The following is a 21,345-nucleotide window of genomic DNA, read 5'->3' as shown; positions in this document are numbered from 1 at the left end:
GGACAGCGGCTTGCCCAGCGGACGTGTGGCGCTTGCCGATGCGCGCCCAGTTGGCCGGCCATCGCGTCGAAGCCGCCCGTCATCGTCCGATCTGCTTGTTCCACATCTCAACCCATTGCGATTGCTTCGCCGGCAGTTCCTTGAACGGTGGCAGGATCAGCTTGTCGGCGGGGGTGATGAGGGCCTGGATCTGTGGCGTGAACTTCACCTGGGCGTTGGCGACCCCGTAGCGCATGGCGGTGCCGAAGCATGTCTGTGCCTCCGTGCTCAGGGACATGTTCACATAATCCCAGCCGATATCCGGGCTGCCCTTTACCTTTTGGATCCAGGTCACCGCGACGACCACACCCGGAGCCGGCGTGATGTATTTGTAGTCCGAATTGCCGTCAGCGATGAACGCCCAGGAGCGACCGTCCCAATACATGGCGAGATCGACATCACCACTCTTGAGGGCGTTGAGCACCTGGTTCGGTTCGCTCCAGAAGGACAGATTGCCGCTCTCCAGCATTGCCTTGATGCGATCGAGGCCAGGCTGCACATTGTCGATGCCGCCGCCGTATAGTTTGGCGAACTGCCACATATTCACCGTGGTACCTTGATTGAGGTTCGGCATCATCGCCTTCCATTTGCCGGCGATGGTGCCGTCAACGAACTCCTTCCAGCTCTTCGGCGGATCCTTGACTGTTTTGGAGTCATAAAGGATTCCCATTCCGCCGTAGTTGTGCGCCGTGCCGTAGCCGCCGCCGATATTGGCGAAGTCTGGGGTCAGCTTGGCCATGTTCGGCACGTTCTTAAGCGTGAAGCGATCGACCAGACCGTGGCCTATCGCGTCGAAGGAGCCGTCGCTCGTATTATAGATGATGTCGATTGGCGGATGAGACGGGTTGGCCTGTATCTGGTTCAGCCACTGGGTGACGGTACCCAGAACAATGTCCACCTTCTTCCCTGTCTTCTTTTCGAACGGTTCCACCACGCATTTGCGCAGACTCTGCTCCCATAGTCCGCCCCAGGCCGCGACGGTCAGATCGGCCGCCATGGCGACGCCTCCATGGGCAAGAAGGAGACAGGTCATCGTCATCGCACTCGTCAGACGGCGAATGAGTCGTTTCTGCGGCATCATCGGATTCCTTGGCCGGTAGCATTGACACGGTGGCTCCTGCGGAGCCGGCTAAACGAATCCCTCGTCGAGATCCCGCTTGCGATCCTCGTCGCTTCTGAGGGTCGGATCGCCATAGCCACCACCCCCGGCTCCACGGACCCGAATAGTGTCGCCACGCATGAAGACAAGGCGTTGGTCGCGGGCCGGAATGAGCTCCTGCGACGACGTATCCGGTTGCAGCATCGCGAAACCCGTGGCGCCCGCGCCGCCCCCGGCGGCTCCCCAAGGTGCCGTGGCCGCGCTCATCTGCTGCAGCTTGGCCGACGCCGTGGTGGTCTGTGCGAGGAACTCATAGTCGCGCTCGATCGCCAGCCCGCCGCGGTGCTGACCCTCTCCGCCAGAACCAGGAACCAGCGCGGACCGAAGCACGCGTATGGGGCTCATCGTCTCCATGATCTCGGCTGACAGCAGGCCGCAATTTCCGCCATGGGTGTCGACCGCGTTGAGCCCGTCCACGGCAGGCGATCCGCCCATTCCTCCGCCGAGGATATCGGCGATGATATAGCGCCGTGCGCCGCGCCGTGGCCGCCGCGGCCGGTCGTCGACGCCCTCGGCGCGGAACACCGGAAAGGAAATCTGACTTCCCGCGGCCCCGCAGGCCGGCGCAGCCGAGACGAACGCCTTGAGGACCACATCCGCGACGGCCTGCTGCGTGAGGTGACGCGCGCTGACCGCGGCCGGCGTGACCGGGTTGAGCACCGACCCGGCGGGAGCGGTGATGCTGACCGACCTGTCGAAGCCACCATTTTGCGGCGTGTCCGGGGAGATCATGCATTTTGCCGCGTAGCGCGCCATCGAAACGGTCGATGCCCATGGGCAGTTCAGGCCGAAGGGGCGCTGCTCGCTGGTGCCGGCGAAATCGATGTGCAGACGGCTGCCCGCAATGGCAAGCCTGACCGAGAGACGCACGAGGTCGGGCGACGCGATCTCATCCTCGATCAGGGTCTCGGCTGCATACTCCCCGTCGGGGAACTGCGATATCATCACTTTCGTATAGCGATCGCCATAGTCGAGCATCGCTTCCGCCAGATCGGCAAATCCGCGGCATCCATATCGCGCCACGACCTCACCAAGCCGCCGCTCGGCAGTGAGACAGCCAGCCATCTGTGCCTGCAGATCGCCCAAGGTTGCGTCGGGGTAGCGGACATTCGACCTGATGAACTCCATCACCACGTCGCTTGTCTTCCCACCATCGACCAGCCGGACCGGTGGGATCACAAGTCCCTCGGCGAAAATCTCCGTATTGTCGAGCGCGGTGGTACCGGGCGAGCGGCCCCCGACATCGATGTGGTGCGCAATCGTCGAGGTGATGGCAACGATGGTATCGCCATCGAAGACCGGGCTGAACAGGGTGAAGTCGGAGGTATGTGCGCAACCGCGGTAGGGATCGTTGCAGATCAGGATGTCCCCCATCTTCCACCGATCCAGCGGAATGGCTCGACGCACACCTTCGAGCGCTGTCGACATGGTGCCGAGCTGGGCAGGAATGGTCTCGGATTGAGCAAGCATCTCCCCGGCCGGCGTGAAGATCGCACAGGAATAGTCGTACATGTCCCAGATGATGGGAGAGTAGGCGCTGCGCCGGAGCGCCCTGGACATCTCCTCCGCGATGCCGACCAGTTGCGCTTGAAAGACATCGCGATCGATCGAGGTGAAGGAGTGAGCCATGTCCGTTCAGCCTTCCGCGCGAATGCTGATCACACCCAGCGCGTTGATGCTGGCGCGCTGGCCGGGAAGTACGAAGGTCGTAGTATCCCTCTGGGTCACGACGGCAGGGCCGTCGAGCTGATGGCCGGGCAGCAGGGCCGCCCGTTGATAGACGGGACAGGACACGCGCGTGCCGCGCCGATCGACAACCACCTGCCGGTGGCCGGAAGGGAGGGGCGCGCCGTCGGCCGCTTGTTCTGATCTCGGAAACGTTGGCTTCTCGACGAGACCGACACCTTCGACGCGGAGGTTGACGGATTCGATGCGACGCGTCCGGTCGCAATATCCGTACATCTGCTGGTGCAGGTGATGGAAGCGGCGGCTCATGGTCGCCAGATCCCACAGGCCGGATTTGGTTATGCCGCAAGGCACCTGCACATTATGAAACTGCCCCTCATATCGAAGGTCAGCGGAAAAGCTGATGAAGCACCGGTCGGCGGGAACGCCGTCCCGTTCCAACGCTTGCTCGGCCTTGATGCGAAGTTGCGCAAGGCTGGCGCGCAGTGCCGCTTCGTCGACGGTGGCGACGGTTGCCAGAAACGGCTGCTGGTATTTGTGGCGTATGTCGGCGAGAAGCATGCCGAAGGCGGAAAATACGCCGGCACGCGGCGGGATAAGGACCTCCTTTATCTCGAGATCCTCCGCCATGAAGGCGGCGAAGATCGGCCCGGCCCCGCCGAAAGCCACCAACGAAAACGCCCGCAGATCGTGTCCGCGCTCGATGGTGAGGCCGCGGATCGCCTGGCGCATCTGCGAGCAGGCGACGGCGATCATTCCATGGGCGGCTTCTTCCACCGACAGGCCGAGCGGCACGGCGACATGGCTGCGGATCGCCTGTTCAGCCTTTTCCAGCGCGAATCGCATGTTGGCCTGGCCGAAATCTGAAGGATGCAGAATCCCGATCAAGGCGAGCGCGTCGGTCAGTGTGGGGAGCATGCCGCCTTTGGCGAAGCATGCCGGTCCCGGCTCCGCTCCGGCGGATTGCGGGCCGATCCGCAGCGCACCGGCGTGATCGACAGTCGCAATGGAGCCGCCGCCCGAGGAAATGGTCTCGATATCGAGCATCGAGGTCCTAAGGATCTGATCATCGATCACCCGCTCATTCGAGACACCGGCCACCCCGTCGAAGACGAGCGAGAAGTCCGCCGAGGTACCGCCCATGTCAAAACCGACGACGTTCCGGCAACCGAGTTCCCGCGCCAGGGCGACCGAGGCGATCACCCCGCCGGACGGCCCGGACAGGAGCATGGTGGTCGGGTTCGCCAGGACCGCATCCAGGGTCGCCACGCCACCGTCGCTGCGCATCAGCAGAAGCGGACTGGTGAAACCGGAAGCGGCGAGACCCCGGCCAAGGGCGCAAAGATATCGTTCCACCTCAGGTCCGACATAGCCCGCGACGGCGGTCGTATTTGCCCGCTGGTACTCGCCGATTTCCGGATTGATGTCGCAGGAACAGTAGACCGACAAATGAGGGAAGCGCCGTTGCAGTTCCCGCGCGATCAGCTTTTCGTGGAGCGGATTCGCCTGGCTGAAAATGAACGAGATAGATACCGACTGGATGTCGAGCGACGCGACCTGCGCGCAGACCCGCTCCATCTCGTCCTCGCCGAGGGGGAGCACCACGTCGCCGCACGCGTCGATGCGTTCCTCAACCTCGATGATGCGCGAGCGCGGAACCAAAGGTGGAGAGCGGACCTGGTCCAGCTTGTAGAGATGCCGGCGACGCTGGTCACCGATTTCGAGGATATCGCGAAATCCCCTGGTTACCAGAAGCGCGGCCGAGGCACCGGTGCGCGTAAGCCACGCATTGGTCGCGACCGTCGAACCATGGATGAACCGCGCCGCGCCCTCGCCTGATCGGCCTGCCGCGTCAAGCACGCGCCCCAGGCCATCAAGGATCGCCTCCGCACTGCCTTTGCGTGAAGGAACCTTTTCGATCCATACTTCCCCCGTGGTCGGATCGATCAGGACAAGGTCGGTGAATGTGCCTCCCACATCCGACGACACATAGACCATGTTCACAGGCCACCCCCACTCGGCATGTTCCGGTCACGACATCAACCGGGGCTCGCCGATCCCCGCGGATCACTCCGGGGAGGGCGCTGTCCCGTGTGACAGTCGGGCCTCGTCACAGGGGTGTCAAAGATGCAACCATTGGCACCCTATAAGGGAGGCTTATGTCCGAACGGAGGTGCTTGCGCGTCGCCATCCCGGATGCCGATCCGAAGGATCGGGCACGATGTCATACCGACTTCGATACGGATATGCATGTTGCAGGCGCACCAGCGGAACCAGGGTCTCGATGAAGCGCACTGACACCCTCCAGCCAATAATAATGGCTTATGACCTGCCTGGTTTTTGTTCTTGGACACGGCCTCATCGACGCGGAACAGTCGCTCCGGCAGAAGCGACGGGGATTCCATGGGAAAGTGGCGGCATGCTCTAGCAGTGCGTCACCCGGGTCCTGTTGTGCGGCACCTTCTAATGACGACAGGAGGCTTCCCTGACAATAGCCAAAAGGCGCACCGTTCTGGGTGGGCTTGCCACCACAGCTGTATCGGCCGCTGTCCCCAGGCGATCGGCGAAGGCGGCATCCAACCGCCTTGTGGTCACAGTCTATGGCGGCGTCTGGGAACAGAATTTCCGCCACTGCTATGTTGAGCCGTATCAGAAACGTACCGGCCAGGCCGTGAGCCTGATACTCGGCACACCGAATCAATGGCTGAACCAGATCGCGGCAAATCCCACCGATCCGCCAATCGACGTGTTGATCAACGGTGTGGATCTCATCCCCGATACGATCGAAAAGAAGCTGGTCGAACCCTTCACCGAAGCGCGGCTGCCTCATCTCAAGCAAATAGCACCGGACTTCCGTGCAGCCGGCAAAGGTTACGGCTCAATCCTGAATTACGGCGCCATGGGCATCGCCTATAACCGGCAAACGGTCCGCGAGCCTCCGACGAGCTGGATGGATTTTATCAACGGAACGATCAGTGGGAAGTGGCGGGCCGCAATCCCCGGCATCAACTACCCGAGCACGATCTTCGTCGTGATATGGTTCTACGCCCATCTCTGTGGAGGGTCGCTCACCAACATCCAGCCCGGTCTCGACAAGGTCAAGGCCATGAAGGCGAGCGGAAATCTCGAGGTTTGGAGCGACGTCAACCAGTTCCTCGGGATGATCCAGTCGGGGGATGTCGATATCGGCATGTACTGGGACGGCCGCACGTATGACTTCGCGGATCATGGCCATCCGGACATTGGGTACATCACGCCACGCCCCGGCGTCGTTCCGTCGCCGACGGTCATCCAGAAAGTACGGAATGCACCGGACAGCGCGTGGGACTTCATCGACTGGTGTCTCTCTGCCCCTCCCGAGGCCTGTTGGGGTAACGCCATGAACTATGGCATGGCGAACCAGGATGTTGTCTACAGCCCCAAGGTCGCCCCCCGCATCGTCAAGATGAATGAGCTGATCTGGCCACCTTACGGCGAGATTTCGAAATATCGGAGTGACTGGGTCGAAACGTGGAACAGGGAAATCGGCAGCTAACCGAAAAGTCGCCGCCGACCACCGAGATCAGGCGGACGTTCCAAGGAGGCGATGCGGCATGAAGCAAATTCGACTGAATGCCTTCGTGATGAACTCTGTCACCCATTCCTATCAGGGTCTGTGGTGCCATCCGCGCGACCACTCCCTTGACTATAAGGATTTGCGTTACTGGATGGAGTTCGCAAAACTTCTGGAAAAAGGAAAGTTCGACGGCATTTTCCTGGCCGACAGCCTGGGCGTACATGATGTCTACGGCGGCAGCGCAGAGGCGGCATTACACGGCGCCGTCATGATCCCGAAGAATGATCCGTCCTTGCTTGTCCCGGCCATGGCAACGGTGACGACCCATCTCGGATTCGGCATCACGTTCAGCGTGTTGGACGAACCGCCCTATGCGTTCGCTCGCAAAATCTCGACCCTGGACCATCTGACGAGCGGGCGTGTCGGCTGGAACATCGTTACGGGCTATCTGGAGAGTGGCGCAAAGGCCAGAGGTGATGTCCAGCTCACGAGCCATGACGAGCGCTATGTCATCGCCGAGGAATACATGGACGTCGTCTACCGCTTGTGGGAATCAAGCTGGGAGGATTCGGCGGTTCGGCGGGACCGGGAAAACTGTATCTACACGGACCCGTCAAAGGTCCACCGTATCCGGCACGATGGCCAATATTTCAAGGTGGATGCCGTGCATATGTGCGAACCGTCACCCCAGCGCACGCCGGTGCTGTACCAGGCTGGCGCGTCGGCCAAGGGCATGGAGTTCGGTGCGAAGCACGCGGAATGCGTTTTTGTCAGTGGCCCGCAGCCGTCAAACGTCGGCAGACGCGTGAAAAAGATCCGGGAGGAGGCGATGAAACATGGGCGCGATCCATACGACATCCAAGCTCTCCTGTCCCTGACGGTCATCACCGCGCCCACCGATGCCGAAGCCCAACGGAAACACCAGGAATACAGCCGGTATATCGACCGCACGGGGAGTCTTGTCAGACTTTCGGGATTCATCGGCACGGACCTGTCGACCCTTCGGCTGGACGACCCGATCAAAGGCCTTCCGGATAACGGCGGGATCCAATCCATTTTGGAGAACCTTACGGCGGCGCGCCCCGACAAGGCTTGGACAGTGAGTGATGTCGCGAACAGTTTGAATCCTGACGGCGTGCACCCCTTGCTGATCGGGTCACCGCAAACGGTAGTTGATGGCCTTCAGCGATGGGTGGAAGAAGCAGACGTAGACGGCTTCAATCTCGGCGTCACCGTGAAGCCGGAGTCCATGTCCGACTTTGTCGAGTTGGTCGTGCCGGAACTGCAGCGAAGGGGTCTCTACAAGACCGAGTACGGGCAAGGGACGCTGCGGGAGAAACTATTCGCAAAAGGCGCGAAGACAGCCGCGACGCATCCCAGTGCGCAATACCGGAGGCCGTGAAGGTCGCGATCACCGGCGGTTTTGCTCGATCGCCGGCTCTATTGGGGCGCGGTCTGGTCGGCCACCAGCCCGGGCGCCGGTTGCAGCGACAGGTCGTCCCTGATGCAAGCCTTGAAGTGGCCAGCTTCCAGTTCACGAAAGGCCGGAACCTGGGCCGCGCAGGTTGGAAGGGCATACGGGCAGCGGGTTCGGAACGTGCACCCGGACGGTGGGTCCAGCGGGCTGGGGATATCGCCGGCCAGAACGATGCGGCGACGCTCGAGCGTCGGGTCGGGAATCGGGACGGCCGAAAGCAGGGCTTCGGTATAAGGATGCGCGGGATAGGCAAACAAGCGCCTGGTCGGCGCCAGTTCCACCAACCGTCCCATGTACATCACGGCGATACGATCGGAGATATGTCCGACGACGGCAAGGTCGTGCGCGATGAACAACACGGTCAGCGCGAGCCGCGTCTTCAATTCCAGCAGCAGGTTGACCACCTGCGCCTGCACCGACACATCAAGGGCAGATACGGGTTCGTCGGCGATCAGCAGATCGGGATTGGTGATCAGCGCACGCGCGATCCCGATGCGCTGACGCTGGCCGCCAGAGAATTCATGCGGATAGCGCTGCGCATGGGGGGGCACCAAACCGACCAGGCGGAGCGTCTCCGCCACCCTGCGGCCCCGCTCTGCCCGCGAGCGCGCAAGCCCGTGTACATCCAGCGGCGCGCCGACAATCGCCTCGATCGTCATACGTGGGTTCAGCGACGCATAAGGATCCTGGAACACCATCTGAATACGTTGCCGCAACGGCCTCATGCGCCGGCGGGGCAGAGCACTGATTTCCACACCATCGAACCAGACCGTGCCGCTGGTCGGCGTCTCGATCCCCAGGACCAGACGGCCGATTGTGCTCTTGCCCGAACCCGGCTCACCCACGAGACTTAGCACCTCGCCCTGGCGTACCGCGAGCGAGACGCCGTCCACCGCCTTGACCACATGGCGGTCGCGCGCGAACAGGCTGTTATGGATAGGAAACGACTTATATAGGTCGCGCAACTCCAGGATCGGCGCGCTCACGGCAGTTCCGCCCAACGGAAGCAGCGAACAAGATGCCTGGCCTCGACCTCCTCCAGCGCCGGTTCGGAGGCGTCGCACAGGCCTGGGTGGCACTGCGGACAGCGGGGTGCGAAGCCGCATCCCGGCGGCGGCGATGCCGGATCGGGCACCTGGCCCGGGATCGCCTCCAGCGCGGCGGTCCGCAGTCCGGCCAGGTCGAGTCGCGGCACCGATCGCAGCAGGCCCTTCGTGTACGGCATCAGCGGCGTCCGGAACAACGGCACGACGTTCGCCTGCTCCACGATGCATCCGTTGTACATCACCAGTACCCGATGCGCGATCTCGGCGACCACGCCCAGATTGTGGGTGATGAAGATCATTGCCATACCGGTGCGGTCCTGCAGCGACCGCAACAGTTCCAGGATCTGTGCCTGGATGGTCACATCCAGCGCCGTGGTCGGTTCATCGGCGATCAGCAGCAGCGGCTCGCACGCCAGCGCGATCGCGATCATCACCCGTTGCCGCATGCCGCCCGAGAGCTGATGCGGATAGCTGCCCAGGCGGCGCGCGGCATCGGGGATACCAACCAGGTCCAACAGCTCCGCCGCCCGAGCCTGCGCCGCTCGGCCGTCCAGTCCCTGATGGAAGCGTACGCTTTCCGCGATTTGCGCCCCCACCGTCAGCACGGGATTGAGCGACGACATCGGTTCCTGGAACACCATCGAGATCGACACGCCGCGGACGCGGTTCATCGCAGCATCGGACAACTGCAGCAATTCCAGCGCCGATCCGTCACGATCACGCAACGTTACCGAACCGCTGACGACACAGGCGGGCGCGGGCGGCGTCAGGCCCAGCAAGGCCAGGCTGGTGACGCTCTTGCCGCTGCCGGACTCGCCGACGATCGCCACGGTCTCGCCGCGGCCGATGCGAAACGACACGTCGCGCACCACCGGGACCAGGCCGGCGGAACTCCGGAAGCTTACGTTCAGATGGCGGACATCCAGCAGCTCCGCGTTCAATCCCATAACGAAGGCCGCAGCCTGGTGCCGTCCGAGAATCGGCTAAACCGAAACGGAGTCGGATCGATCTCCGGATTGTCGCCGGCAACAAGATCGGCCGCCAGCCGGCCACATCCCGGTCCCATGCCGAACCCGTGGCCACTGCCGCCCGTAGCGAGGAAAAAACCAGGAAGCTTCTCGACCGCGGAAATCACCGGCCGCGCGTCGGGGATGGAATCGATGAACCCGCCCCAGCTCTGCGCCACTTTCAGTCCGGCCAGCGCCGGGTAGTCGGCCCGGAAACGCGCCATGGCGGCGGCGATCAGCCGGTTGTCCGCGGGAGGGTCGAGGACCCGTATCGCCTCGAAGGGCGATGGGGCGTCCAAGGTCCAACGCGCGGCGGACTCCGGCCCACGAAAGAACGAACGTCCAACGCTGAGTCGCAACTTGCGTCGGCGGCGCAGGAACAGTGGCAGGAACTGCTTGCCATAGCGCAGGCCCTGCGGGGTCAGTTCGACGCGGCCGCCGCCGGCGACGGCAACCGTGTAGCCCCCATCCAGGCGCCGCAGAAATGCATATTGACCGGCCGACACGCCGCCCGCCGTCACTTCCAGCGCGCGTTCCGTCCGGCACGCCGAGGCAAACACCCCGGCCTGCGGCAGGCTGATGCCGTGATGGCGGCAGAACATGGACGTCCAGGCCCCGCCCGCGCACAGCACGGCGCTGGTTCGAATCAGCCCCGCCTCGGTGACCACGCCGGAAACTCGCCCGGCTTCAGTTTCCAGGCCGCGCGCGGCGACGTTCTGATGCAGCGTCGCCCCCAGTGCGCGCGCCGCCTCGGCGATCGCGGGGGCGGCGAGGAATGGTTCGGCGCAACCGTCCGTCGGGGAATAGAGGCCGCCAAGCCAGGTCTTTCCGGCCTGCGGCAGCAGCTTCGCCACCTCCCCCGAACTGAGCACCCGCCCGTCGAGCTGACGCTCGCGGGCGATCTGCTCCCATCGCTCCCAGCCCGCGAGTTCCGCCGGGTCGTCGGTGACGACCAGCAATCCGGTCCGGCGAAAGCCAAGGTTGCGGCCCGTCTCTCCGGCAAGGCTGGACCATTGCGAGAGGCTGAGGCGCGCGATCTCCAGTTCCGGCACGCTGCGGCCCGTCAGGCGGCACCAGCCCCAATTGCGGCTCGATTGCTCCGCGCCGATCTGGCCCTTCTCCACCAGGGCCACCGAATGGCCCTTCCTGGCGAGGTAATAGGCGGCGGACACGCCCATGATCCCGCCACCGATCACCACGACGTCCGCCTTGTGCGGCAGAGTGCCCTCGCTCGCAATCGCGGCGACCGTGGAGGGCATCTCAGAGGCCCAGGTCGGCTGCTACGTCGTCCAACGCCGCGCGCAGTCGTGCGACCAGCACGTGGATTTCCGATTCGGTGATGACCAGCGGCGGGGCGATCGCGACGCGGTTGGCCGTGGCCCGCAGGATCAGGCCGTGGCGGCGCGCCTGCGCGTCCACGCGCTCCCCCGGCTTGACGTCGGGCGCGAAGGACGAGCGCGTCGCCTTGTCGCGCACCAGTTCCACACCCGCCATCAGACCGCGTCCGGACACGTCGCCGACCAGCGGGTGCGATTTCAGTTCGGCCAGCGCCCCCAGGAACACCGGTTCCAGCGCCTGCACACGCCGCACGAGGTCCATTTCCTCATAGATCCGCAACGTTTCCAGCGCGACCGCAGAGGCCACCGGATGCCCGGCATAGGTGAAACCGTGCACGAAACTGCCGAGCCGGTCGCTCTGGACCAGGATCGACTGGAAAATCCGTTCGTTCATCAGCACGGCCGAGATCGGCTGCATCGCCGCCGACAGGGCCTTCGCACAGGTCACGATATCGGGCTCCACGCCGCAGGTCTGACTGCCCCACATCTGGCCGGTACGGCCGAACCCGCAGATGACCTCGTCCGCCACCATCAGGATGTCGTATTTGCGCAGCACTGCCTGGATCTTGTCGAAATATCCGGCGGGCGGCGGCAGCGCCCCCGCGCCTCCACCCTGGATCGGGTCGGCCCAGAAGGCGCCGATCGTGTCTGGGCCTTCACGCAGGATCAGCGCCTCCAGCTCTTCGGCCATGCGGGTCGAGAACTGCTCCTCCGTTTCTCCCTCGATATGGTCACGATAGTAATGCGGGCAGGAGGTGTAGAGGAAATCGCTGTACGGCATGCCGAAGCCGGTATGGAAGCTGGGAATTCCGGTCAGGCAGATCGTCGCGACGGTCGAACCGTGGTAGCTGTCCCGCCGCGAAATGATCTTCCGCTTTTCCGGCCGATCCTGCGCGTTCCAGTGGTACCAGACCAGCTTCAGGGCGGAATCATTGGCTTCCGATCCCGAACACTGCAGAAGCACTTTGGACATCGGCACGGGCGCGATGCTCAGCAGATGTTCGCACAGGTTGATCGCGTGCTCGTTCGAGGCGCCGCGAAACACGTGGTAGTAGCCAATCTGCCGCATGGCCTCGTACGCCACGCGGGCCAGGCGTTCGTTGCCGAAACCAAGTGATGCGCACCACAGCGCGGATGCGCCCTCCAGGAAGGTGTTGCCCGCATCGTCCACGACCTCGATCCCGCGGCCGCGCTCCATGATGTGCGGGCCGGTCTCGAGATGCCGGCGGGCATGGGTGTAGGGATGCAGCACGGCGGCGATGTCTCGCGCGTGGATGCTGTTCGCAAGCGGGTTTGTCATCACAGGGCCTCCGGCATCAGGCGTGAGGGGAACGGGGATCGAGTGCGTCCCGCAGCCCGTCGCCCAGGAAATTGAAGCTAGTCACGGCGAGGGTGACCGCGATCCCGGGCAGAAGTGCAAGCCACGGTGCGGTCGTCAGGTATTGCTGCGCCTTCTCGAGCATGTTGCCCCAGCTCGCGATGGGCGGCTGGATACCGTAACCCAGGAAGCTTACATAGGATTCCAGCAGGATCGCCCGCGCCACGATCAGCGTGGCTGCCACCAGGATCGGGGCAACGGCGTTCGGCAGCAGCTCGCGAAACATGATTCTTCCGTTGCCCGAACCGATCACGACCGCCGCTGCGGTGAAGTCCCGGGCCACAAGCCCGCGTATCTGCGCCTGGGCCATCCGTGCGACTTCCATCCAAGAGGTCAGCGCGATGATGAGCGTGATCGCCAGCACACCGGGGTTGACCAGCGCGGCAAGGGTGAGCAGCAGAAAGATCGAAGGAAAGCAAAGCACCGCGTCCACCAGACGCATCAGGACGTCGCCTACCAGTCCGCCATAGAAGCCGGCGACCGTCCCGACGACGGTCCCGACGCCGACGCTGATCATCATGGCGGCGCAGCCCAGGGAGAGGGAGATGCGGCCCGCCATCAGCAATCGCGCCAGCAGGTCGCGCCCCAGTTCGTCGGTGCCCAGCAGATGCGGCCCGGCGAAGGGCGGCTGGAACCGATGCCGTATGTCGATCTGGAACTCGTTGTAAGGCACGAAGCTCGGGCCGATCGCACAGGCCAGGACCAGCAGCACGATGATGCCGACGCCGATCAGCGCGAGCCTGTGGCGGGCGAACCGGTGCAGGACAGGCCAGCGCGGACGCGACGCGGCGATCGCCGACGCGCTCAAGAGAGGCGGATCCGCGGATCGGCCACGACGTACAGGACGTCGGCCAGGAGGTTGCCGCCGATCACCATGATGGCCGACAGCACGAGCAGTCCCATCACCACGGGGTAGTCGCGATACCCGAGCGAATCCAGGAACAGCCGCCCCATGCCCGGCCAGGTGAACACTGTCTCCGTGACCAGGGCGCCGCCCAGGAGTGTCGGTAGTTCCAACCCGGCCACGGTGATCATCGGCAGCAGCGCATTGCGCAAGATGTGCCGCATCATCACGATGCGGTCGGGCATGCCCTTTGCGCGTGCTGTGCGGATGTAATCCTGTCCGATCACCTCCAGCATGGCCGAGCGCATGAACCGGCTCCAGGTTGCCGTCGTGACCAGGCCGAGCACGAGGGCGGGGCCGATGAGATGATGCAGAAACACCAGCAAAGAGCCGCCGCCTGGCGGTCCGGCATTGCCCGGCGGCAGCCATCCAAGCCGGACAGAAAAGACATAGATCACAACGAGCCCGAACCAGAAGGTCGGTACGGACAGCGCAACCATGGCGCCCACCGTTACGATCTGATCGAACAGCGAGTAGCGCCGCACCGCGCCGATCGCTCCGATGACGCCGCCCAGCAGCACGGCAATGAGGGTCGCCGCGCACATCAGCTCCAACGTGGCGCCGATCCGAGAGAAGATGACCGCCAGCACCGGCGAGTCATCCCGGTAGGAGTGACCCCAGTTGCCGCGCAGGAGATTGCCGACCCAATGGAGGTACTGGAACGGCAGCGGCCGGTCCAACCCCATGCGCACGGCAAGTCGTTTCAAATCCGCTTCGCTCATGCCCGGCGTGTTGGCGAACTGCGAAAGCGGCCCCCCCGGTGCAAGGTGCAGTACGGAAAAGCCAATCAATGTCACCAACCAAAGCAACAGGACACTCTGCGCCAGCCGGCGCACCAGGAACGCCGTCATGCGCGTGGCCCCGCTTTCGACCTCAGGCGCTCCATTTCCAGTCCCGAGCGTTCCAGCAGTTGGAGCGGTAGTTGATGTTGGGTTGATATCCCTGCACCTTCACCTTGGTGCCCTCGGTGCTCTTTTGTTGCGCGATTGGCAAGAATGGCAGATCCTTGCGCACCAGTTCCTGCACCCGCCAATAATTCTGGCGGCGCTTCTCCTGGTCGAGCGTTGCCACGCTCTCATGCAGAAGCCTGTCCACCTCGAGATTGGCATATTGCATCGTATTGCTGCCGGTTCCGGTCTTGACCGGAATATTCCAGCTCCCAAGCCGGTCGCTGGCGTCCGGATCGGAACCGATCGAGAAAATGGCGCCAACGATCGTGGACTGGAATTGGCTCTTGCGCCAGAAATCGCCCCAGACCACCGCCGCCGGGTAGTTCTTGATGGAAAGTTCCGCGCCAATTTTCTGCCACCCCTGTTGCAGGAACTGCTGCGTCTGCTCACGCAGGTGGTTTCCCGCAACCGTGGAACAATCGAAGCTTAGTCGCACGCCGTTCTTTTTCCGTATTCCGTCCGAGCCGTGCTTCCAGCCCGCCTGATCGAGCAGCGCATTCGCCTTGGCGACATCAAAAACGTGCTTGGGCAGGTTCGGATCATAGGCCCAGGACTGCTGCGGCAGGTACGATTCGGTCGGGATGTCGTTGCCGTAGAAGATGTCGTTAAGGATCGCATCCTTGTCCATCGACAAGTAGAGCGCCTCGCGCACCGCCGGATCCTGGAACACCGGAAGGCCGTTGTTGAACATGAAACTGGTCAGGTAACCCGATGGTGCCGCATAAAGCTTCAGCCCCGGTACCGCCTTGACCTCGTCGAGGTTGTCCGGGGTGATCCCGGCGATTCCAAGCACGTCGATGGCACCCGTGACGAACTGGGTCTTCAATCCGGTCATATCCGGAATGTATTTGAACACCAGCCTTGCAACGTGCGGACCGTCTCCATAGAACTTTTCATTGGCGACCAGGCTTACATAGTCACCGGGGCGGCGCTCACCCCACTTGAAGGGACCAGTGCCGATCGGAAGGTTGTTGAACGATACATCCTGCCCTTCGGCCGCCGCGCCCGGCACGTGCTTTGGTACGATCTGCGTCCAGGCCAGAATGGCGAAATAGGGCGCATAGACCTGCTCCATGGTCCAGGTCAGCTCGGTCGGGCTCAACACCTTGATATCCTGAACCATATTGTGGCCGGAACGGGACATCGCGGGGAAGTTCGGGTTCCGGATGAGGTCCAGGGTGAACTTCACATCCTCGGCCGAGAATGGTGCACCATCGTGCCAGGTGACGTCACTGCGCAACTTTACTCGCCAGGTCAATCCGTCCCTGGAAATACCGCCGTTGGCAATCGACGGGACCTCCGTGGCAAGGTCCGGGACGAAGGTCCCGTCGGGCGAAATGCGCCAAAGCGCGCTGAACAGATTCAGGTGCACGCCATCGTCGACTTCGATATGAGCCCGCAACGGGTGGAAGCGCGTCGGCTCCTGCGAGAGGCCAACGATGATCTGCCCCTTCGGGGGCCCCTCGGGCACCGCGGCTCTCGTCGGTTGCCAAGCAGCAGCGAGTGTCGCCATGCCCGCCCCTTGAAACAGGGCGCGGCGGGGCAGGATCAGTCTGGGATGATGGTCGTCGCCCCGGCCCATGGGCCATTCCTCCATGTCGCATGGCGGTGCTCTTGTCCGATCGTCTCAGCGGGCATCCAGCGTGTCCAATCGGAATTCGGTACCCGCCGATAAGTTCGAATTATGGGATCCCGGTCGCAGTACAGACCGGACAAAGGAGATCGATGTCGTTCGTGTCGCCGTACATTTCAAGACGCTTACTTGTGCAACTTCAGATTCCCAATGTGCGGCAGTCCGCCCTTCGCCGGATCGAGTTGCGCACGGACGATCGGCGCGGGTTCGGCGCAACGGTCACTGGCGCGCTCAGGCCTTCGACACGTTGTAGAACAACGGCATGCCGGACAGCACGCCGGTCAGGGTCTTGCGATAGGCGGAAATCGCGCTCCACCGGCAAGTGGGGATGAATGGCACGTCCTGCCACGCCTGCAACTGCATCTTGCGGCAGATCTCCTTGCGGGCGGCTTCATCCGGGGCCACGAACCAATCCGCGCGCAGCGATTCCAGTGCCGGGCTGGTGGGCCAGCCGGGCCACGCCGCCATGCCGTTGCCGCGCAAGGCCAGGTTGACCGCCGGATCCCACAGCTCCAGTCCAGGCAGATAGGTGTCGGTGACATTCCATCCGCCTTTGGCCGGCGGGCCAGGGTTGGCCCGCCGTTGCAGCCACGTTCCGAAATCGAGCGATACGATATCGATATCGAGTCCGGCGCGGCGCATCTGGTCTGCCCCCACCAGATCCTGCTGCGACATGCCGTAATTGTCCGATGCGGACAGGTAGATGACCTTCTCGCCCTTGTAGCCTGCCGCGGCCAATTCCCGCTTCACCTTGTCGTAGTCGCGCTTGCTGGTCAGCGCCTCCATCCCCGCGTCGGACGCCATGGGCGAGTTCGGACAGAACACCCCCACCTTGTCCTGCCACAGCGCATGATCCGACCCACCGATGGCCTCCCCGATCTCGGTCTGGTTGACGGCGCCCAGCACGGCGCGGCGGATCGCCGGATTGTCGAACGGTGGCTGCAGATGGTTGAACCGCATGATCCCCATATAGCCGGTCGGGGTGACATCCGTGGAGACGATGACCTCCGGCGACCGCTTCAGGACCGGGATCAGGTCGAACAGGATATCGTCGTACCAATCGATCTCGCCGGTGATCAGGGCATTGGCCGCGGTCGACGCATCGGGGATCACGGTGAACTCGATACGTTCCACTCTGGGAATCTTCGGGCCGGAGGTGAATTCCGTCTTGCTGCCGGGGCGTGGCACGTAGCCGGCGAACTTCTGCCAGACCGACCTCACGCCGCTGACGCGCTCGCCGGCGATGTAGCGATAGGGTCCGCTGCCCACCACCTCGGTCACCTGCTTGGCGGGGTCAGCGATCAGGCGCGCCGGCATGATCACCGGCACATAGCTGGTGCTCTTTGCCAGGGCGTTCGGCAGCAGCGGGAATGGGTGCTTCAGGCGAAACACGACCTCCTTGTCGGAGGCGGCGGAGATGTCGTCCGTTGCCGCCATCAGCACCTGACCGAACCCATCACGCGCGCCCCAGCGTTTGATGCTGGCGACGACATCCCGTGCAAGGACAGGCTCGCCATCGTGGAACTTCAATCCATCGCGCAGGGTCAGACGCCATTGCTTGTTGTCGTTCTCCACGACATGACCCGCGACCATCTGCGGATGCGGATTGAGTTTGCTGTCGAGCCCGTACAGCGTGTCGTAGCTCATCAGCGCCAGATAGCGGGTGCTGAACGCCGTGGTCCAGATCGGGTCCAGGATCATCAGGTCGCCGCCCGGCTTGAACTTGAGCGTGTTTTGCGCCGCGGCGGATGCCACGCGCGGGGCGGCAAGCCCGGCCGCCAGGCTGGCCGCAGACCCCAGAAAACGCCGTCGTTCCATTTTTCCTGTCTCCGATGATGCGTCAGAAGGCGAACAGGTTTTCGCGCAACGTGGGGCCGGCATAGCTGGTGCGCGCCAGGCCGCGCCGCTGCAGAATGGGCATCAGCTTCGTCACGATCTCGGTCAGGTACTGGAAGTCGCCCACCTTGACGCGGAAATGGAAGCCGTCCGCACCACCTTCGATGGCTGTCTGTTCTATGATGTCGGCGACCTGCTCCGGCGTGCCACAGATGGGGAAGGTTTCGTGCATCCCCTCATGCTTGGCGATTTCGCGCAGCGTCATGTCCTTCTTGGCTTCGGTATATTGCAGCAGCTTGCCGATCATTCCCTGCACGGGCAGGTCAGGTGGCAGCGGCTTGTCGAGGTCGTATTTACTGAAATCAATTCCGATCATGGCCGAAAGATAACTCAGGCCGGATTCGGCATCGGCCTTTTCATAGTTCTGCGCCCATTTCTCCTGCGCCATGGCGGGCGTGTCGCCCATCACCGGCTTGATGGAGAAGAAGACCTTGCAACTCGCGGGATCGCGCCCGGCAGCCGTGAGCTGGTTGCGCAAGCGGGTCGAGTAGGCGCGCATGTCCTGCACGCTGTTCTTGTGCGCGATCACCATGTCGGCGTTGGTTACCGCGAACTGCTGGCCGCGCGGCGAGGTGCCGGCCATGATGATCACCGGATGCCGTTGCGGCAGCGCCGGCAGGTTCAGCGGCCCGCGGGAGCGGAAATACTTGCCGGCAAAATGGATGGGCTTCACCTTGGCGGGATCGGCGAAGACATTCCGTTCCCGGTCTTCCAGGACAGCGTCGGTCGCCCAACTGTCCCACAGCCTGCGCACCAGATCCAGGTATTCATCGGCGATATTATAGCGCTCGTCGTGCTCCGGCAGCTCATTCTGGCCGAAATTCTGCGCCGCCGTGGCGTTGGCCGAGGTCACGACGTTCCACGCGGACCGCCCGCCGGTCAGGTGATCGAGGGTCCCCATCATGCGCGCCAGCAGGAACGGCGGATACAGGCTCGTGGATAGGGTGGCACCGAGGCCGATATGGCGGGTGGCGCCGCCCATCATCGCCAGGATCGGTGCGGGATCGAGATGCACCTCCAGCCCGTGCTTCACATAGTGGTCGTTGCTGTCGCCATAGGTGGCGGGGATGGCGGGAATATCGGCGAACAGCACCATGTCCATGAAGGCGCGCTCGCACAGCCGGGCGATGTCCATGTAAAGATCACCGCGGCGCCAGTCGTAGATGCCGGCGGACGGAACGTTCCAGTAATGCGCACCGGGTGCACCGAACCAGGCGAAATGCAGCATCTTGACCATCTGTCGCCTCTTCGGGGGCCGCACGGGTGCCGGCTGCGGCGCTGGCCCGCAAACACATCCGGCATCGCAACAACCCTCTCCAGTACAGAGCCGCCTATATCAGGCCGCCCGACGATACGGCGTCGCCTCCCTTTTGGTACGGGCCTTGCTGGGCCAGTCCCGGTCCGTACCAGCATTATGGTGAAATCATACACTCCCGGCCTTCGTATGCAACGCCATTGAAAAAATATGGCGAAATTTTTTATCTCTGCGCCGGCGCCCGCCGCGTGAACCCGTTCGCCGGCGGCGTCAGCCCCAGATGGGCCCGCAACGTCCGCCCGGCATAGGCCGTGCGGAACAGGCCTCTCCGTTGCAGCTCCGGCACAACATGATCGACGAAATCGTCCAGCCCCTGCGGCAGCACCGGCGGCATCACGTTGAACCCGTCGGCGGCGCCGGCGCGGAACCAGTGTTCCAGCTGGTCGACGATCTGGGAGGGGGTGCCAACGATTTGCCAATGCCCGCGCGCGCCGGCGATACGCAGGGCCAGTTGGCGAACGGTCAGGTCTTGCTCTCGCGCCAGGGCATTGAGCATGGCCGAACGGCTCTTGCCGCCAATCACCTCCGGCAGCGCCGGCACGGGGCCGTCGATCGGATACGGCGAGAAATCGACGCCGGTCATGCGCGACAGCAATGTCACCGCGACTTCGGGCGCAATGAGCGCCTGCAGTTCCTCATATCGTTCCCGCGCTTCCGGTTCGGTGCGACCGATCACCGGGAACACGCCGGGCATGATCCGGATCGAGTCGGGATCGCGCCCGGCCCGCGCCGCCCGCGCCTTGACGTCGGCATAGAAGGCACGCGCCGGCTCCACCCCTTGATGCGCGGTGAATACGACCTCCGCCGTCTCCGCGGCCAGGTCCTTGCCGTCGTCGGATGACCCCGCCTGCACAAGTACCGGCGCCCCCTGCGGCGAGCGCGGAACGTTTAGCGGCCCGCGCACGGAAAAATACGGATCGTGATGATCGAGGACGTGCATCCGGTCCGGCACGAAGAACAGGCCGCCGGCCTTGTCGCGCACGAAGGCATCATCGTCCCAACTGTCCCACAGGCCCTGCACGACCTCGGCGAACGCGCGGGCGCGCCGATACCGGTCGGCGTGTTGCGGATGCACGTCGCGGCTGAAGTTGAAGGCTTCGTCGGGGCTGGCCGAGGTGACCAGGTTCCACCCCGCGCGCCCGCCGCTGATCTGGTCCAGCGAGGCGAATTTGCGGGCCACGTGATAGGGTTCGTTATACGTAGTGGTAACGGTTGCAACCAACCCGAGATGGGTGGTGCGCGCGGCCAGGGCGGACAACAGGGTCAGCGGTTCGAAATGGCCGAAATGCGCAATACGGGACACCGCGGCCATGGTCTCACCCTGCCGCGGCAGCACGGCCAGGCTGTCGGCCAGGAACATCATGTCGAACAGCCCGCGTTCGGCAGCCCGAGCGAGCCGGACGTAATGTTCGAAATCGACCCCCGCCTCGGCACAGGCATCGCGCTGCCGCCACGCCGCGATGTGATGCCCGGTCGGGTAGATGAACGCGCCCAGGCTCAACATGCGGGGGGCGCGGGTCATGGGCTACAGACCGAACCGATCCAGCACCCGGCCTTTCGCCACTGCCGCGCGCACGCCCAGCGGCCAGAACCGGTGCAGTGCCATCGGGCGCAGATCGGAGATGGGCATGTCAAGGTCCGCATCCGGATCGATCAAGCGGCGCGCGAGTTGGCCGCCCATGGCGGTGGACAGCGCCACGCCGCGCCCATTGTATCCCAGGCAGGCGAACAACCCGGGCGCCAGCACGTGCAAATGCGGCCAGTGGTCGGGGGTCACCGCCACGCACCCGTTCCATCCATGGGTCCAGCGGGTTCCCTGCAGCGCCGGCCACAAACGTTCCGCGTAGCGTGTCAGCATCGGCAGCCGATCCGCGCCATCGGTCGGACACATCGGCCCGCGCCCGCCGAACACCAGCCGGTCCTGTTGATCGATGCGGCAGTACATCGTGATCCGTCCGGCTT

Annotated in this window: 16 protein-coding genes; 2 read left to right on the top strand and 14 right to left on the bottom strand. The window is 63.7% G+C overall.

Features of this window, described 5'->3' with window-relative positions:
- Nucleotides 1-79: 79 nt before the first annotated feature.
- Genes VHB27_RS16055 through VHB27_RS16045 form a run of 3 tightly spaced genes read right to left on the bottom strand, consistent with a single transcriptional unit; the run spans nucleotide 80 to nucleotide 4,882 of the window.
- Entirely contained in the window at nucleotides 80-1,117 is a 1,038-nt protein-coding gene (locus VHB27_RS16055; RefSeq protein WP_325602250.1) for an extracellular solute-binding protein, read from the bottom strand.
- A gap of 51 nt (nucleotides 1,118-1,168) precedes the next feature.
- Complete coding sequence (locus tag VHB27_RS16050; RefSeq protein ID WP_325602248.1) at nucleotides 1,169-2,827, bottom strand: hydantoinase B/oxoprolinase family protein; 1,659 nt, start codon at nucleotides 2,825-2,827, stop codon at nucleotides 1,169-1,171.
- 6 nt (nucleotides 2,828-2,833) lie between these two features.
- Nucleotides 2,834-4,882 (bottom strand): hydantoinase/oxoprolinase family protein, encoded by a 2,049-nt coding sequence (locus tag VHB27_RS16045; protein WP_325602246.1) that lies wholly within the window; start codon nucleotides 4,880-4,882, stop codon nucleotides 2,834-2,836.
- A gap of 589 nt (nucleotides 4,883-5,471) precedes the next feature.
- Here VHB27_RS16045 and VHB27_RS16040 point away from each other — a divergent pair.
- Nucleotides 5,472-6,419, top strand: a complete 948-nt coding sequence (locus VHB27_RS16040; protein ID WP_325602243.1) for an extracellular solute-binding protein — start codon at nucleotides 5,472-5,474, stop codon at nucleotides 6,417-6,419.
- Between the two features lie 58 nt (nucleotides 6,420-6,477).
- Complete coding sequence (locus tag VHB27_RS16035; protein ID WP_325602240.1) at nucleotides 6,478-7,842, top strand: LLM class flavin-dependent oxidoreductase; 1,365 nt, start codon at nucleotides 6,478-6,480, stop codon at nucleotides 7,840-7,842.
- A gap of 38 nt (nucleotides 7,843-7,880) precedes the next feature.
- On the opposite strand, the gene VHB27_RS16030 is transcribed toward VHB27_RS16035, so the two are convergent.
- The 11 genes from VHB27_RS16030 to VHB27_RS15980 all read right to left on the bottom strand — a co-directional run.
- Nucleotides 7,881-8,903, bottom strand: coding sequence for an ABC transporter ATP-binding protein (locus tag VHB27_RS16030; protein ID WP_325602238.1), 1,023 nt, complete (start codon nucleotides 8,901-8,903; stop codon nucleotides 7,881-7,883).
- Entirely contained in the window at nucleotides 8,900-9,910 is a 1,011-nt protein-coding gene (locus tag VHB27_RS16025) for an ABC transporter ATP-binding protein (protein ID WP_325602236.1), read from the bottom strand. Before VHB27_RS16025 ends, VHB27_RS16030 begins: the two co-directional genes overlap by 4 nt.
- Nucleotides 9,901-11,229 carry an NAD(P)/FAD-dependent oxidoreductase gene (locus VHB27_RS16020; RefSeq protein WP_325602234.1) on the bottom strand — a complete coding sequence of 443 codons (1,329 nt, stop codon included), beginning with the start codon at nucleotides 11,227-11,229 and terminating at the stop codon, nucleotides 9,901-9,903. The genes VHB27_RS16025 and VHB27_RS16020 overlap by 10 nt, the downstream gene beginning before the upstream one ends.
- A gap of 1 nt (nucleotide 11,230) precedes the next feature.
- Nucleotides 11,231-12,607: an aminotransferase gene (locus tag VHB27_RS16015; RefSeq protein ID WP_325602232.1), complete on the bottom strand. Its 1,377-nt coding sequence runs from the start codon at nucleotides 12,605-12,607 to the stop codon at nucleotides 11,231-11,233.
- A 16-nt stretch (nucleotides 12,608-12,623) separates the two neighbouring features.
- Nucleotides 12,624-13,493, bottom strand: coding sequence for an ABC transporter permease (locus VHB27_RS16010; protein ID WP_325602230.1), 870 nt, complete (start codon nucleotides 13,491-13,493; stop codon nucleotides 12,624-12,626).
- Nucleotides 13,490-14,440, bottom strand: a complete 951-nt coding sequence (locus tag VHB27_RS16005) for an ABC transporter permease (RefSeq protein ID WP_325602228.1) — start codon at nucleotides 14,438-14,440, stop codon at nucleotides 13,490-13,492. The genes VHB27_RS16010 and VHB27_RS16005 overlap by 4 nt, the downstream gene beginning before the upstream one ends.
- 22 nt (nucleotides 14,441-14,462) lie before the next feature.
- The gene (locus tag VHB27_RS16000; protein ID WP_325602223.1) at nucleotides 14,463-16,121 is read right to left on the bottom strand and encodes a peptide ABC transporter substrate-binding protein; all 1,659 of its coding nucleotides are present in this window, start codon (nucleotides 16,119-16,121) and stop codon (nucleotides 14,463-14,465) included.
- Between the two features lie 282 nt (nucleotides 16,122-16,403).
- On the bottom strand, nucleotides 16,404-17,990 hold the full coding sequence (locus tag VHB27_RS15995; RefSeq protein ID WP_325602221.1) for an ABC transporter substrate-binding protein: 1,587 nt from the start codon (nucleotides 17,988-17,990) through the stop codon (nucleotides 16,404-16,406).
- 22 nt (nucleotides 17,991-18,012) lie between these two features.
- Nucleotides 18,013-19,305 carry an NtaA/DmoA family FMN-dependent monooxygenase gene (locus tag VHB27_RS15990; RefSeq protein ID WP_325602218.1) on the bottom strand — a complete coding sequence of 431 codons (1,293 nt, stop codon included), beginning with the start codon at nucleotides 19,303-19,305 and terminating at the stop codon, nucleotides 18,013-18,015.
- Between the two features lie 241 nt (nucleotides 19,306-19,546).
- Nucleotides 19,547-20,905 (bottom strand): LLM class flavin-dependent oxidoreductase, encoded by a 1,359-nt coding sequence (locus VHB27_RS15985; protein WP_325602216.1) that lies wholly within the window; start codon nucleotides 20,903-20,905, stop codon nucleotides 19,547-19,549.
- A 3-nt stretch (nucleotides 20,906-20,908) separates the two neighbouring features.
- Nucleotides 20,909-21,345, bottom strand: a 437-nt coding sequence (locus VHB27_RS15980) for an NAD(P)/FAD-dependent oxidoreductase (RefSeq protein WP_325602214.1), incomplete at its 5' end; no start/stop codon positions are given.

This window comes from Rhodopila sp., from assembly GCF_035548235.1.
Classification (GTDB): Bacteria; Pseudomonadota; Alphaproteobacteria; order Acetobacterales; family Acetobacteraceae; genus Rhodopila.
The sequence above is the reverse complement of the archived record's forward strand: the minus strand, read 5'-3'. Positions and strand labels throughout refer to the sequence as shown.